The sequence below is a fragment of the Rhizobium sp. 01T437 genome (assembly GCF_056398505.1).
Map to the genome: position 1 here is coordinate 82,867 of NZ_JBFTPM010000007.1, position 13,466 is coordinate 96,332.

The 13,466-nt window shown below is 61.4% G+C and carries 11 protein-coding genes; 10 read left to right on the forward strand and 1 reads right to left on the reverse strand.

Annotated features, from left to right (window positions below):
• The first annotated feature begins 94 nt into the window (after window positions 1-94).
• The 10 genes from aqpZ to ligA all read left to right on the forward strand — a co-directional run bounded on the left by aqpZ (window position 95) and on the right by ligA (window position 12,860).
• Window positions 95-781, forward strand: a complete 687-nt coding sequence (gene aqpZ / locus AC1DM5_RS16390; RefSeq protein ID WP_477824158.1) for an aquaporin Z — start codon at window positions 95-97, stop codon at window positions 779-781.
• Between the two features lie 277 nt (window positions 782-1,058).
• Window positions 1,059-1,985 carry a D-alanine--D-alanine ligase gene (locus AC1DM5_RS16395; RefSeq protein ID WP_477975272.1) on the forward strand — a complete coding sequence of 309 codons (927 nt, stop codon included), beginning with the start codon at window positions 1,059-1,061 and terminating at the stop codon, window positions 1,983-1,985.
• Entirely contained in the window at window positions 1,973-2,905 is a 933-nt protein-coding gene (locus tag AC1DM5_RS16400; protein ID WP_477824160.1) for a cell division protein FtsQ/DivIB, read from the forward strand. The genes AC1DM5_RS16395 and AC1DM5_RS16400 overlap by 13 nt, the downstream gene beginning before the upstream one ends.
• Window positions 2,902-4,233: a cell division protein FtsA gene (gene ftsA, locus AC1DM5_RS16405; RefSeq protein ID WP_037099606.1), complete on the forward strand. Its 1,332-nt coding sequence runs from the start codon at window positions 2,902-2,904 to the stop codon at window positions 4,231-4,233. The genes AC1DM5_RS16400 and ftsA overlap by 4 nt, the downstream gene beginning before the upstream one ends.
• A 56-nt stretch (window positions 4,234-4,289) precedes the next feature.
• Window positions 4,290-6,002 carry a cell division protein FtsZ gene (gene ftsZ, locus AC1DM5_RS16410; protein WP_477824162.1) on the forward strand — a complete coding sequence of 571 codons (1,713 nt, stop codon included), beginning with the start codon at window positions 4,290-4,292 and terminating at the stop codon, window positions 6,000-6,002.
• Window positions 6,003-6,262: 260 nt separating this feature from the next.
• Window positions 6,263-7,219 carry a UDP-3-O-acyl-N-acetylglucosamine deacetylase gene (lpxC, locus tag AC1DM5_RS16415; RefSeq protein WP_477824163.1) on the forward strand — a complete coding sequence of 319 codons (957 nt, stop codon included), beginning with the start codon at window positions 6,263-6,265 and terminating at the stop codon, window positions 7,217-7,219.
• Between the two features lie 274 nt (window positions 7,220-7,493).
• Window positions 7,494-8,363, forward strand: a complete 870-nt coding sequence (locus AC1DM5_RS16420) for an outer membrane protein assembly factor BamD (RefSeq protein WP_477824164.1) — start codon at window positions 7,494-7,496, stop codon at window positions 8,361-8,363.
• A 5-nt stretch (window positions 8,364-8,368) separates the two neighbouring features.
• A complete protein-coding gene (recN, locus tag AC1DM5_RS16425; RefSeq protein WP_477824165.1) occupies window positions 8,369-10,042 on the forward strand; it encodes a DNA repair protein RecN in 1,674 nt (557 codons plus the stop codon).
• A gap of 68 nt (window positions 10,043-10,110) precedes the next feature.
• Window positions 10,111-10,629: a DUF6886 family protein gene (locus AC1DM5_RS16430; protein WP_477975274.1), complete on the forward strand. Its 519-nt coding sequence runs from the start codon at window positions 10,111-10,113 to the stop codon at window positions 10,627-10,629.
• Window positions 10,630-10,703: 74 nt separating this feature from the next.
• Window positions 10,704-12,860 carry an NAD-dependent DNA ligase LigA gene (gene ligA, locus AC1DM5_RS16435; protein WP_477824167.1) on the forward strand — a complete coding sequence of 719 codons (2,157 nt, stop codon included), beginning with the start codon at window positions 10,704-10,706 and terminating at the stop codon, window positions 12,858-12,860.
• A 37-nt stretch (window positions 12,861-12,897) separates the two neighbouring features.
• Here the strand turns inward: ligA and AC1DM5_RS16440 are convergent, their stop codons facing one another.
• The gene (locus tag AC1DM5_RS16440) at window positions 12,898-13,428 is read right to left on the reverse strand and encodes a GNAT family N-acetyltransferase (RefSeq protein WP_477824168.1); all 531 of its coding nucleotides are present in this window, start codon (window positions 13,426-13,428) and stop codon (window positions 12,898-12,900) included.
• Window positions 13,429-13,466: the final 38 nt, after the last annotated feature.

The following is a 13,466-nucleotide window of genomic DNA, read 5'->3' on the forward strand; positions in this document are numbered from 1 at the left end:
CCAGGCTTGCCGGGAGGTAGCCCCGAACTTGACCGGAATCAAATTGCAATTGATTGATAAAGTGTTCTCTGGTTGAGAGAATGGAGGGGCATACATGCAAAAAAGTCTTGCTGCCGAGTTTCTCGGCACGTTCTGGTTGGTCTTCGGCGGATGCGGCAGTGCCGTGCTCGCGGCCGCCTATCCCGAACTTGGAATCGGTTTTGCCGGCGTGGCGCTGGCGTTCGGTTTGACCGTCGTCACCATGGCCTATGCCGTGGGCGGTATTTCCGGCGGCCATTTCAATCCAGCCGTCTCTCTCGGCCTTGTTGTTGCGGGACGTTTTCCTGCGGCGCGTCTCATTCCCTATATCGCCGCACAGGTGATCGGTGCCATTGTTGCTGCCGCAGCGCTCTATCTTATCGCCAGCGGCAAGGCAGGGTTCGAGCTCGGCGGGTTTGCCGCCAACGGATATGGCGAACATTCTCCGGGCGGTTACTCGCTGCTTTCGGCGCTGCTGATCGAAGTTCTGCTGACCATGTTCTTCCTGATCATCATCCTCGGATCGACAAGCAGCAGGGTGCCCGCCGGCTTTGCGCCGCTTGCGATCGGCCTGGGGCTGACGCTGATTCACCTTGTCGCGATCCCCGTAACGAACACCTCCGTCAATCCGGCGCGTTCGACCGGGCAGGCGCTTTTCGTCGGCGGTTGGGCGCTGCAGCAACTCTGGCTGTTCTGGATCGCGCCGCTTGCAGGGGGTGCGATTGGCGGCCTCGTCTGGAAGTTCTTCGGCGATAAGGACTGACTGCAGAACATCTGTGCATGCCATTGAACCCGCGTGGTTTTTCCGCGCGGGTTTTTCTTTTTCCATCGTGCTTGCGGCTTATTCGCCGCGATATTCGAGCGATCGTAACCGCAGAAAAATGAAGCGTACGGCAAGGCGGAGTTAACGAAAGTAAACGATTCGTTAACCATAATGATGCTCTAATGCACCCAAGTCAGACAAAGGACACGAACCGCGCAGACCAGCTCCGCGCAAGCCTCGGTTCGGCAGAGTGTAGGTTATTTTTTTGGGGGTGTTGATGAGTCGCGAGCACGTAGCTGTCCTGATGGGCGGATTTTCTTCGGAGAGGCCTGTCAGCCTTTCTTCGGGGAAGGCGTGTGCCGATGCTCTCGAAAGTGAAGGCTTCAAGGTGACGCGCATCGATGTCGAGCGCGACATTTCCGAGAAGCTCTCCGCCCTGAAGCCCGATGTTGTCTTCAATGCCTTGCATGGGCCTTTCGGCGAGGACGGCACCATCCAGGGCATTCTTGAGTATCTGCAGATCCCCTATACGCATTCGGGCGTGCTTGCTTCTGCGCTTGCCATGGATAAGGCTCGGGCGAAGCGTGTGGCTGCCGCTGCCGGTGTTCCGGTTGCCGAATCGCAGGTGCTGAATCGCTCCTCGTTTCCATCGGAGCATCCGATGAAGGCGCCCTATGTGGTCAAGCCGGTGCGCGAAGGCTCCAGCTTCGGCGTCGTCATCGTCGGTGAGGATCAGGCGCACCCGCCGCAGGTCATCGGCTCGGCCGAGTGGCGTTATGGCGAGGAAGTCATCGTCGAGCGCTACATCCATGGTCGCGAACTGACCTGCGGTGTGATGGGTGATCAACCCATGGATGTCATCGAGGTGGTGCCTCAGGGCCACAATTTCTATGATTACGACTCCAAGTATGCGTCGGGTGGCTCAAAACATGTCTTGCCGGCTAAAATTTCACCGAAAATTTACCAAAAAATACAAACATTGGCATTAAGGGCGCATCAAGCAATCGGTTGCCGCGGCGTCAGTCGGTCCGACTTTCGTTACGACGATCGTTTCTCCGAAGACGGCGAGATCATCTGGCTGGAGGTTAATACCCAGCCGGGCATGACTCCAACCTCCCTTGTGCCCGAAATGGCCGGCCATGCCGGATATTCCTTTGGTGCATTTCTCCGGTGGATGGTGGAGGACGCGTCTTGTTTGCGTTGACGGTCAAAAGGATAGGGCGCCCCAGCCGTTATGCCGAGCTTCCCGTTTCGGAAGCCGACGAACGCCGCGTGCTGCCGCGTCCGCTGCGCCGCGTCGTACGCTTCCTCGTCAGCCTCGGTAGCGGCCGCATCCATATCCCGGCCCACACGGGCACGGTTTCCGCGCTTGGCTTCCTCGCTGCGACCGGCCTCTACGGCATGTCGCTCGGCGGTCATACGGAAGCCGTCGCGCAGGCAACGACCAGCGCTGTCGGCTTTGCCATCGAGGACGTGAAGGTTTCCGGCAACAATCAGACCTCCGAAATCGAAATTCTGCAGCTTCTCGGACTCGATGGTGCGACATCGCTCGTCGCCCTCGATGTCGATGCTGCGCGCCAGAAGATCGCGCGCCTTCCCTGGGTCGAAAATGTCGAAGTCCGCAAGGTCTATCCAAAGACGATCGAGGTGAAGCTCTCTGAGCGCGCCGCCTATGCCATCTGGCAGCACGGCCAGGAGCTTTCGCTGATCGAGAAGAGTGGCAGCGTGATCGCGCCGCTTCGCGATAACAAGTTTTCGGCTCTGCCGCTGGTCGTCGGCCGTGACGCCGAAACGGCTGCGGCCTCCATCGAGGATGCCTTCGCCAAGTGGCCTGATGTGAAGGCTCGCGTGAAGGCTTACGTCTGGGTTTCCGGCCGTCGCTGGGACCTGCATATGGACAATGGCGTCGTCGTCAAGCTGCCGGAAGATGATCTCGACCAGGCGCTGGCGACGCTTTCGAAATTTGACAAGGAACAGCAGCTTCTGGAGCGCGATATCGCTGCAGTCGATCTCAGGCTGCCGGATCGCACGACGATCCAGCTAACGCCCGAGGCGGCAGCACGCCGTCAGGCGGCGGTTACGGCGCGCACCAAGGATTTGAAGAAGGCGGGGCAAAATATATGAGCTTGTTCGGTTCATCCCATTTCGGATTGCCGCGCCTGAAGCCGCTTTCGTCGAAGCGGTCGCATATCGTTTCGGTGCTGGATATCGGCTCGACCAAGGTCGTCTGCATGATCGGTCGGCTGACGCCGCGCGAGGAAAGCCAGATCCTGCCGGGCCGCACGCACAATATCGAGATCATCGGCATCGGCCATCAGCGTTCGCGCGGGATCAAGACCGGCGTCATCGCCGATCTCGACGCGCTGGAAAGCGTCATCCGTCTCGCCGTCGATGCGGCTGAGCGCATGGCGGGCCTCACCGTCGAGAGCCTGATCGTCAATCTCACGGCCGGCCGGCTTGGCAGCGACATCTATACCGCGACCATCGATCTCGGCGGCCAGGAAGTCGAGCTGAACGACCTGAAGAAGGTGCTTTCGGCCGCCTGCCAGCAGTCGCTGCGCCAGGACCGCGCCGTGCTGCATTCGCTGGCAACCGGCTTCTCTCTCGACGGTGAACGCGGCATCCGCGATCCGCTGGCGATGTATGGCGATGCGCTCGGCGTCGATATGCATGTGGTGACCGCGGAACGTTCGGCGCTCAAAAATCTCGAGCTCAGCGTCAACAGAGCGCATCTTTCGGTGGAAGGAATCGTTGCAACACCGTATGCATCCGGTCTTGCCGCACTCGTCGACGATGAAGTCGAACTTGGCTGTGCGGCCATCGACATGGGCGGCGGTACGACGACGATTTCGGTTTTTGCCGAAGGCAAGCTTGTCCATACCGATGCTGTCGGCCTCGGTGGTCATCATGTGACGACCGACCTCGCACGCGGCCTTTCCACCCGGATCGAGGATGCTGAACGTTTGAAGGTGGTCCACGCTTCGGCGCTGACCAACTCTTCCGACGAGCGTGAACTGATCTCCATTCCGCCGATCGGCGAGGATGATCGTGATCAGCCGACGCAGGTGCCGCGGGCTCTGGTGTCGCGCATCGTTTCGGCGCGCATCGAAGAGACGATGGAACTCATCCGCGACCGGATCCAGCGCTCGGGCTTCAGCCCGATCGTCGGAAAGCGTGTCGTGCTGACGGGCGGCGCCAGCCAGCTCACCGGCCTTGCCGAAGTGGCGCGCCGCATCCTGGCCCGCAACGTCCGTATCGGCCGTCCGATGGGTGTGTCGGGTCTGCCGACGGCGGCCAAGGGCCCGGCCTTTTCGACGGCCGTCGGTCTGATGATCTATCCGCAGGTCGCGGACATGGAAACACATGCGTCACAGAGCAGCCTGCTCCTGTCGCTTGGGGGTAATAACAGCCGCATCGCCCGCATGGGCCAGTGGCTGAAGGAAAGCTTTTGAAATTGAGTGAATTGGCCGGCGTGGCGATGCGGCCAGAGAGAGAAGGAACTGGTACCATGACTATCAAGCTGCAAAAGCCTGACATCACCGAACTGAAGCCGCGCATCACCGTGTTCGGCGTCGGCGGCGGCGGCGGCAATGCCGTCAATAACATGATTTCCGCAGGCCTCCAGGGCGTCGACTTCGTCGTTGCCAACACGGATGCCCAGGCGCTGACGATGACGAAGGCCGAACGGATCATCCAGCTCGGCGCCAGTGTCACCGAAGGCCTCGGCGCCGGCTCGCAGCCGGAAGTCGGTCGTGCGGCCGCCGAAGAATGCATCGACGAGATCGTCGATCACCTGAACGGCACGCATATGTGCTTCGTCACCGCCGGCATGGGCGGCGGCACCGGTACGGGTGCTGCTCCGGTCGTCGCACAGGCGGCCCGCAACAAGGGCATCCTGACGGTCGGCGTGGTCACCAAGCCATTCCACTTCGAAGGCGGTCGCCGTATGCGTCTGGCTGAGATGGGTATTCAGGAACTGCAGAAGTCTGTCGATACGCTCATCGTCATTCCGAACCAGAACCTCTTCCGGATCGCCAACGACAAGACGACCTTCGCCGACGCTTTCGCCATGGCCGACCAGGTTCTCTATTCGGGCGTTGCCTGCATCACCGACCTGATGGTGAAGGAAGGTCTCATCAACCTCGACTTCGCCGACGTCCGCTCGGTCATGCGTGAGATGGGCCGCGCAATGATGGGTACCGGCGAAGCTTCCGGTTCGGGCCGCGCCATGCAGGCCGCCGAAGCGGCGATCGCCAACCCGCTGCTCGACGAAACCTCGATGAAGGGCGCGCAGGGCCTGCTGATCTCCATCACCGGCGGTCGCGACCTCACGCTCTTCGAAGTCGACGAAGCTGCAACCCGCATCCGCGAAGAAGTCGATCCGGACGCCAACATCATCCTCGGCGCAACCTTCGACGAATCGCTCGAAGGCATCATCCGCGTCTCGGTTGTCGCCACCGGCATCGACCGCGCGATGCGCGAAGGTACCGACCGCACCTTCCAGCCGGCCGCAAAGCCCATTATCCGTCCCTCCGCGGCCGTAGCTCCGGCTCCGGCCGCAGTTCAGCCTGCCCCGATCATGCAGGCACCGAAGGCCGACCAGATCGCCCAGGCGATCCGCCAGGCTGAAGTCGAGATGGAACGCGAACTCGAAATCCCGGCCCAGCGCGCCGCTGCTCCGATCCAGCAGCAGCCCGTCATGCAGGAGACCTTCCGTCCGCAGAGCAAGATTTTTGCTTCTGCGCCTGAAGCAGCCCCGGTCATGCGCCAGGCTCCGGTACAGTCGGCTCCCGTCATGCAGCAGCCGGCTCCGCAGCCGGTCGTGCAGCAGCAGCCGGTCCGTCATGAGCCGGTGATCCGCCAGGCTCCCGAGCAGGTCCGCATGCCGAAGGTCGAGGACTTCCCGCCGGTGGTCCAGGCTGAGATCGACCATCGCTCGCAGCCTGCTGCTTCGCACGTCCAGGAAGAGCGCGGCCCGATGGGCCTGCTCAAGCGAATCACCAATTCGCTCGGCCGCCGCGAAGAGGAGGTCGCTCCGGAAATGACCTCCGCACCGGCCGCATCCTCGCAGCAGCGCCGTCCGCTGTCGCCGGAAGCAAGCCTCTATGCACCGCGTCGCGGTAACCTCGACGACCAGGGCCGTGCCGTTCCGCAGGCCCGCATGATGCAGGAAGACGACCAGCTGGAAATCCCGGCCTTCCTGCGCCGCCAGTCGAACTGAGAAGAGCACTTCTCCACAGAAAACGCCCGGGACTGTAATCCCGGGCGTTTGCATTTCTACCTGATTGAATTCTAAATGCTTTTCGCTCTGCGGATTTCGTAACAAATCGAAACGAACAGTGATTTGGATTGCAGCGCGCGTCCACGTAAGTATGAGGCAAGCGAACTGCCCTTAGAGTCCGCTTCGAGCGGTTCGGGCAGTATAGAAGAAAGATCCGGCCGGCTGGTAACAACGGGTACGGAAGAATAAAGGCAGATTTTATGGGACTTGGCTTGCTGGGCTTTCAGACGACGGTATCGCGTCCGGTGACTCTTTCGGGCATCGGCGTTCATTCTGGTGCCGACGTTTCGATCACCTTCAATCCGGCCGAAGCCGGCACCGGCGTGATTTTCCAGCGCATCCATGACAATGGCGACGTCACCGAACTGAAGGCTGTTTCCTCGCAGGTCGGCAATACCGATCTCTGCACTGTTCTCGGCTTCTCGCCGGCCCATTCCGTCGCGACGATCGAACACGTGATGGCAGCCGTTTACGCTCTCGGCCTCGACAATGTCGTCATCGAAGTCAGCGGCGCCGAAATGCCGATCATGGATGGCAGCTCGGTTCCCTTCGTCGAAGCCATCGAACAGGTCGGCCTCGTTTCCCTCGGCGTCAAGCGCCGTTACATCCGCATCACCAAGCCGGTTCGTATCGAGCATGGCGGTTCCTGGAGCGAGTTCCGCCCCTATGACGGCACGCGCTTCGAAGTCGAGATCGATTTCGAATGCCCGCTGATCGGCCGCCAGAAGTGGGAAGGCGATCTCACCGCTACTGTCTTCAAGACCGAGCTGTCGCGTGCGCGCACCTTCGGTTTCATGCGTGATGTCGAGCGTCTCTGGGCTTCGGGCCATGCTCTCGGCTCCTCGCTTGAAAACTCGGTCGTCATCTCCGACGACAATACCGTCATCAATGTCGAAGGCCTGCGCTATGCCAAGGACGAGTTCGTGCGTCACAAGACGCTCGATGCCGTCGGCGATCTGGCGCTCGCCGGCGCACAGTTCATCGGCTGCTACCGTTCCTATCGCGGCGGCCACAAGATGAACGCCAACGCTCTCAAGGCACTGCTCAGCGATGCCTCGGCCTATGAAGTGGTCGAGACTTCGACGCCGCGCCAGCGCGTTGCCGTTCGCGAATTCATTGCAGTCAGCGCTCCGGAATTCGCCCCCTGGTCGGCATGACCTCCAGTATACCAATTAAGGCCAGGGCCGCCTCCTAACGGGGGCGGTTTTTTTATGGGGAAGGGGTGCATAAGCGCGTCGATAGATGTTTTGCGGCATGTATTTAGCCGCTGCCGCTTCGAATGCCGGTGAAAAGCCCGACATTCTCGGCGGTGCTGCCACAAAAATGCGTTAATGCGTGATCATTGCGTTGCTCTTGACAGGTATTTGTGGCTAGAAACGCCAGCTAGGCGTGGCTGCCGTGGAGTGGACGGCGGCGGTGGGATTCTTTCGAATGGCTTATGCAAGGTCTGACATGATGATGAAGACAGCGCGCGCTTTGCTCGCATCCGTGATGGTGCTGAGCGCAGGTGCCTTGATTTCCGGCTGCCAGTCGGACCCTGATATCGATATCACCAAGCTCGGCCTCGAAACCGATCCGCCAGATGTGCTCTACACCCAGGGCCTCGCCAACATGAAGGCCGGCAATATGGCCGAAGCGGCGCGCAAGTTCGACGCAATCGATGCGCAGAACCCCTTCTCGGAATGGGCGCGCAAGGCGCTCGTCATGAGCACCTTCGTCAAATACCGCCAGGGCCGCTTCGACGACGCGCTTGCATCGGGCAACCGTTACATGGCGCAATATCCGAAGTCCAAGGATGCCGCTTACGTGCAGTATCTTGTGGGCCTGACCTATTCCAAGCAGATCGTCGACGTGACGCAGGACCAGCGCGCCTCGCAGAAGACGATCGAGGCGATGCAGGCAGTCGTCGACAACTATCCTGACTCCGAATATGTGGATGACGCGCAGGCCAAGATGCGCTTTGCGCGCGACCAGCTTGCCGGCAAGGAGATGCAGGTCGGCCGCTATTACATGGAGCGCAAGGAATATCTTGCCGCGATCTCGCGCTTCCGCATCGTCGTCGAGAAATATCCGAACACGAATCAGGTCGAGGAGGCGCTCGCCCGTCTCGTCGAAGCCTATTATGCGATGGGCGTCGTCGAGGAGGCGCAGACAGCCGCTGCCGTTCTCGGTCATAATTATCCCGACAGCCAGTGGTATGCTGATTCTTACAAGCTGCTGCAGTCGGGCGGCGCGGAACCGCGTGAAAACAAGGGTTCGTGGATCGCTGCAGCGGGCAAGAAACTCCTTCTCGGTTCCTGAGGCCAATGCTGATCCAGCTTTCGATCCGCGATATCGTTCTGATCGAGCGGCTGGATCTTGCCTTCGAGACCGGCCTCTCCGTGCTGACGGGTGAGACGGGTGCGGGCAAATCCATCCTGCTCGACAGTCTGTCGCTGGCCCTTGGCGGGCGCGGCGATGGCGGTCTCGTGCGCCATGGCGAGGACAAGGGCCAGGTGACCGCCGTCTTCGATGTCGGCTTGGATCATGGTGCCCGCAAGCTCTTGCGCGAAAACGGCATCGATGACGAAGGCGACCTGATCTTTCGCCGCCAGCAATCCTCCGACGGGCGCACCAAGGCCTATGTGAACGATCAGCCTATCAGCGTTCAGCTGATGCGTCAGGCCGGCCAGATGCTGGTCGAGATCCACGGCCAGCACGACGACCGCGCGCTTGTCGATACCAATGCCCATAGAACGCTGCTCGACGCCTTCGCGGGTATCAGCGAGGATGTGCAGGGTGTGGCCACGCTTTACCGCCAGTGGCGCGATAGCGAGCGCACGCTGAAGAAACACAGCGAGAAGGTCGAGGTAGCTGCCCGTGAGGCGGATTATCTGCGCTCCTCCGTCGAAGAGCTCGAAAAGCTCTCGCCACGCGATGGCGAAGAGGATGAGCTTGCCGACCGCCGCCAGAAGATGATGAAGGCGGAGCGTATTGCCGGCGATATCGCCGAGGCCTCCGAATTCCTCAACGGCAATGCCTCTCCCGTGCCGCATATCGCCTCGCTGGTGCGCCGTCTCGAGCGCAAGAGTCATGAGGCGCCCGGCCTGCTGGAAGACACCGTAGCCCTGCTTGACGCCGCGCTGGACCAGCTTTCGAATGCGCAGATGGAAGTCGAGGCGGCACTGCGCAAGACGGAATATGATCCGAAGGAACTGGAGCGCGTCGAAGAGCGGCTGTTTGCGTTGCGCGCTGCCTCCCGTAAATATTCCGTTCCCGTCACCGAGCTTCCGGCGCTCGCCGTGCGCATGATCAACGATCTTGCCGATCTGGATGCCGGCGAGGAGCGTCTCTCCAAGCTCGAGGCGGAAGTCGGGGTCGCCAAGGCGAATTACGATGCGGCCGCCCGCTCGCTTTCCGAGAAGCGTCACCACGCCGGCGATGCGCTGGCGCAGGCCGTTATGGCCGAGTTGCCGGCGCTGAAGCTCGAGCGCGCCCGCTTCATGGTAGAGATCACCACCGATGCGGAGGAGGCGACCGCCGAGGGCATCGATGTCGTGGAATTCCACGTCCAGACCAATCCGGGCACGCGTCCCGGCTCGATCATGAAGGTCGCCTCGGGCGGCGAACTCTCACGCTTCCTGCTGGCGCTTAAGGTGGCGCTTGCCGACCGCGGCTCGGCGCCGACGCTCGTCTTCGACGAAATCGACACTGGTGTCGGCGGGGCGGTGGCGGATGCGATCGGCCAGCGGCTGAAGCGGCTTTCCGAGCGCGTGCAGGTTCTCTCCGTCACCCATGCGCCGCAGGTGGCGGCCCGCGCTGCTACGCATCTCCTGATCTCCAAGGGACCGTCCGGCGAGGGCTCCGACAAGATCGCGACGCGCGTTGCCACGATGGCCCAGAAGGACCGCACGGAAGAGATTGCCCGCATGCTCGCGGGCGCCTCCGTGACGGAAGAGGCGAGGGCGGCTGCCGCGAGGCTGCTGGCCGGGAACGGCTAGTCATAAGCTGCCGGTGACAAGCCGGAGGCGCTGCGCTATCTGACGTCACTCACCGGTCAGGTCCATGCATGCGGCTTTTCCATTTCAGCGATGATCCCACTATTACGGCCTTTGAGCCGCGCCCGGTGCGCATTGCCTCCGATCGCCCGCCGGGCCGGGAATGGCTGAACGAGCCGCTCGTCTGGGCGATCGATGACATCCACGACTTCATGTATCTCTTTCCGCGCGATTGTCCGCGTATTCTGATCTGGGCGAGGCCCGAGACATCAGACGAAGATCGCCGCTTGCTCGGCGACTGGCGGGGTGCTGCCTATAGAGAGCGTGGATGGCTGGCGCGGCTGCAGGCCGAAAGCATCCACCGCTACGAGATGCCGTCCGATGGTTTCGAGGACCTGCAGGACGCGGGAATGTGGGTGTCGCGCAGGACGGTTCTGCCGCTCGCACTCACATCAATGTCCGGTCTCGATCGCGAATTTGCGCGGCGCGGCATCGAGCTCCGTGTCGTTGACAGCCTCATGCCGCTGAAGGCCCTGCGGGACCGCACGCTACATGTCAGCGCCATCAGACTGCGCAACGCGCAGCCATAATTCAAAACATTGGTGCTATTTCAATCGCGGAATTTTGCTCTAAAACCATTGCAGATTCTCTGGAGTGAAGCTGCATGTCGACCGAATCCGTCGCTGTTGAGGACCTGACCCTTGAAGACGCTGCCATCGAACTGGAACGGCTGGCCAAGGAGGTTGCGCGTAACGACGCGCTCTATCATGGCAAGGACCAGCCGGAGATTTCCGATGCGGATTATGACGCGCTGAAGCGTCGCAACGATGCGATCGAGGCGCGCTTCCCAGAGCTCATCCGTGAGGACAGCCCGTCGCGCCGGGTCGGTGCAGCCCCTTCCGCCACCTTCCAGCCGGTCGTCCATTCCCGGCCGATGCTGTCGCTCGACAATACTTTCTCGCAGGAAGATGTGCGCGACTTTGTTGCCAGCGTCTATCGCTTCCTTGGCCGCCTGCCGGACAATTCCATTGCCTTTACCGCCGAGCCGAAAATTGACGGGCTTTCCATGTCAATCCGCTATGAGAACGGCAAGCTGGTGACGGGTGCGACCCGCGGCGACGGTACGACGGGCGAAAACGTCACCGCGAATATCCGAACCATCAAGGAAATCCCGAACGAGCTGCCGAAGGGCGTTCCATCCGTCGTGGAAGTGCGCGGCGAGGTCTACATGGCCAAGAGCGACTTCATGGCGCTGAACGCTCAGATGGAGGCCGAAGGCAAGCAGACCTATGTCAATCCGCGCAATACTGCCGCGGGGTCGCTGCGCCAGCTCGATGCGAAAGTGACGGCGAGCCGCAAGCTGAGATTCTTCGCTTATGCCTGGGGCGAGATGTCGGACATGCCCGCCGATACGCAGATGGGCATGGTGGAGGTCTTCAAGAGCTGGGGTTTCCCGGTCAATCCGCTGATGAAGCGGCTGAACTCGGTTGACGATATCCTTGCCCATTACAGCGAGATCGGCCTCGAACGGCCGGACCTCGATTACGATATCGATGGCGTCGTCTACAAGGTCGACAGCCTCGAGCTGCAGCAGCGTCTCGGCTTCCGCTCGCGCAGCCCGCGCTGGGCGACGGCGCACAAGTTCCCGGCCGAACAGGCTTTCACTATCGTCGAGAATATCGACATCCAGGTCGGTCGCACCGGCGCGCTGACGCCGGTGGCGCGGCTGACGCCGATCACCGTCGGCGGCGTCGTCGTCACCAATGCGACCCTGCACAATGAGGACTACATCAAGGGCATCGGCAATAATGGCGAGCGCATCCGTGAGGAGGAGCACGATATCCGCATCGGCGACACCGTCATCGTGCAGCGTGCCGGTGACGTGATCCCGCAGGTGCTCGATGTCGTCATGGAAAAGCGTCCTGCTGAGGCGCAGCCCTATCAGTTTCCGAAAGTATGCCCGGTCTGCGGTTCGCATGCGGTGCGTGAGCGGCATGAGAAGACCGGCAAGCTCGATTCCGTCACCCGCTGCACCGGCGGCTTCATCTGCCGCGCGCAGGCGACGGAAGAGCTGAAGCACTTCGTTTCGCGCAATGCCTTTGATATCGAGGGACTTGGCTCCAAGCAGATCGACTTCTTCTTCGAGAGCGAGGATCCTGCGCTGCAGATCCGCACGGCGCCCGATATCTTCACGCTGGAGAAGCGTCAGCAACAGTCGATCACCAAGCTGGAGAATATCGACGGTTTCGGCAAGGTCAGCGTCGGCAAGCTTTATGCTGCAATCAATGAGCGGCGCAGCATCGCCCTTCACCGCTTCATCTACGCGCTCGGCATCCGCCACGTGGGCGAGACGACGGCGAAGCTCCTGTCGCGCTCCTATAATACCTACGAGGCCTTTGCGGCGGCGATGAAGGAGGCGGCAACGCTTTCGGGTGATGCCTGGAACGACCTCAACGCCATCGAAGGCATTGGTGAGGTCGTGGCGCGTGCCATCGTGGAATTCTACAAGGAGCCGCGCAATATCGAGGTGATCGGCCGCCTGCTCGACGAGGTGACGCCGCAGGAGGCCGAACAGCCGGTGACAGTGGGCAGCCCGGTCGCCGGCAAGACCGTCGTCTTCACCGGTTCGCTGGAGAAGTTTACCCGCGAAGAGGCGAAGGCGAGGGCAGAAGGCCTTGGGGCAAAGGTGGCAGGCTCCGTCTCCAAGAAGACCGATATCGTCGTTGCCGGCCCTGGTGCCGGCTCCAAGCTCGACAAGGCCCGCGAACTCGGCGTTCAGACCATGGACGAAGACGAGTGGCTGGCGCTGATTGAGGGGTAACGGAGGGAGGGCCGGCGACAACGCCGGCCTCTTTGTTTCAGGCCCTCAGCCGCGCCATCGTATAGGCATCGACATATTGCCCGTCGCGATAGCCGAATGATCGGAGGAGCCCTTCCTTTTCGAAGCCGAATTTTTCGTAAAGGCGGATGGCTGCCGCGTTGTCGGTATAGACAGTCAGCTCCATCCGCTTGATATCCTGCCAATTGTCGGCGGTATCGACAAACGCGGCCATCAGGGCGGTTCCGACGCCGCGACCGGTGAAATCGTCGTGCACACCCATGCCGAGGCTCGCGGCGTGCTGGCGCCGTCCTTCGAAGCGGTTCATGCCGCCATTGGCGACGATCCTGCCGTCGAGTTCGACAACGAGGTTGAGGGCGTTGGGTGAGGGGGATTCCATGCGCTTGCGCACCGCATCGATGCTTTCAAAAGGCGGGCGCAGCGTGCCGGCGCGATAGCCTGGCAGGTTCATCAGCTCGGTCACGGCTTCGACGTCGCTCAAGCGTATGGCGCGAACGCTCAGGCCTTGCAGAGAGGGCTTCTTGGGTGGGGTATCCTTGTTAGTTAACATCGTGCTCTCCTTGGGTTTCCAAAAGAGGAGAGCGGAGT

Excerpts from the sequence above, each read along its gene's own strand:
- aqpZ (WP_477824158.1), top strand. The coding sequence starts at position 95 with ATGCAAAAAAGTCTTGCTGCCGAGTTTCTCGGCACGTTCTGGTTGGTC.
- AC1DM5_RS16395 (WP_477975272.1), top strand. The coding sequence starts at position 1,059 with ATGAGTCGCGAGCACGTAGCTGTCCTGATGGGCGGATTTTCTTCGGAG.
- ftsA (WP_037099606.1), top strand. The coding sequence starts at position 2,902 with ATGAGCTTGTTCGGTTCATCCCATTTCGGATTGCCGCGCCTGAAGCCG.
- ftsZ (WP_477824162.1), top strand. The coding sequence starts at position 4,290 with ATGACTATCAAGCTGCAAAAGCCTGACATCACCGAACTGAAGCCGCGC.
- lpxC (WP_477824163.1), top strand. The coding sequence starts at position 6,263 with ATGGGACTTGGCTTGCTGGGCTTTCAGACGACGGTATCGCGTCCGGTG.
- AC1DM5_RS16420 (WP_477824164.1), top strand. The coding sequence starts at position 7,494 with ATGGCTTATGCAAGGTCTGACATGATGATGAAGACAGCGCGCGCTTTG.
- recN (WP_477824165.1), top strand. The coding sequence starts at position 8,369 with ATGCTGATCCAGCTTTCGATCCGCGATATCGTTCTGATCGAGCGGCTG.
- AC1DM5_RS16430 (WP_477975274.1), top strand. The coding sequence starts at position 10,111 with ATGCGGCTTTTCCATTTCAGCGATGATCCCACTATTACGGCCTTTGAG.
- ligA (WP_477824167.1), top strand. The coding sequence starts at position 10,704 with ATGTCGACCGAATCCGTCGCTGTTGAGGACCTGACCCTTGAAGACGCT.
- AC1DM5_RS16440 (WP_477824168.1), bottom strand. The coding sequence starts at position 13,428 with ATGTTAACTAACAAGGATACCCCACCCAAGAAGCCCTCTCTGCAAGGC.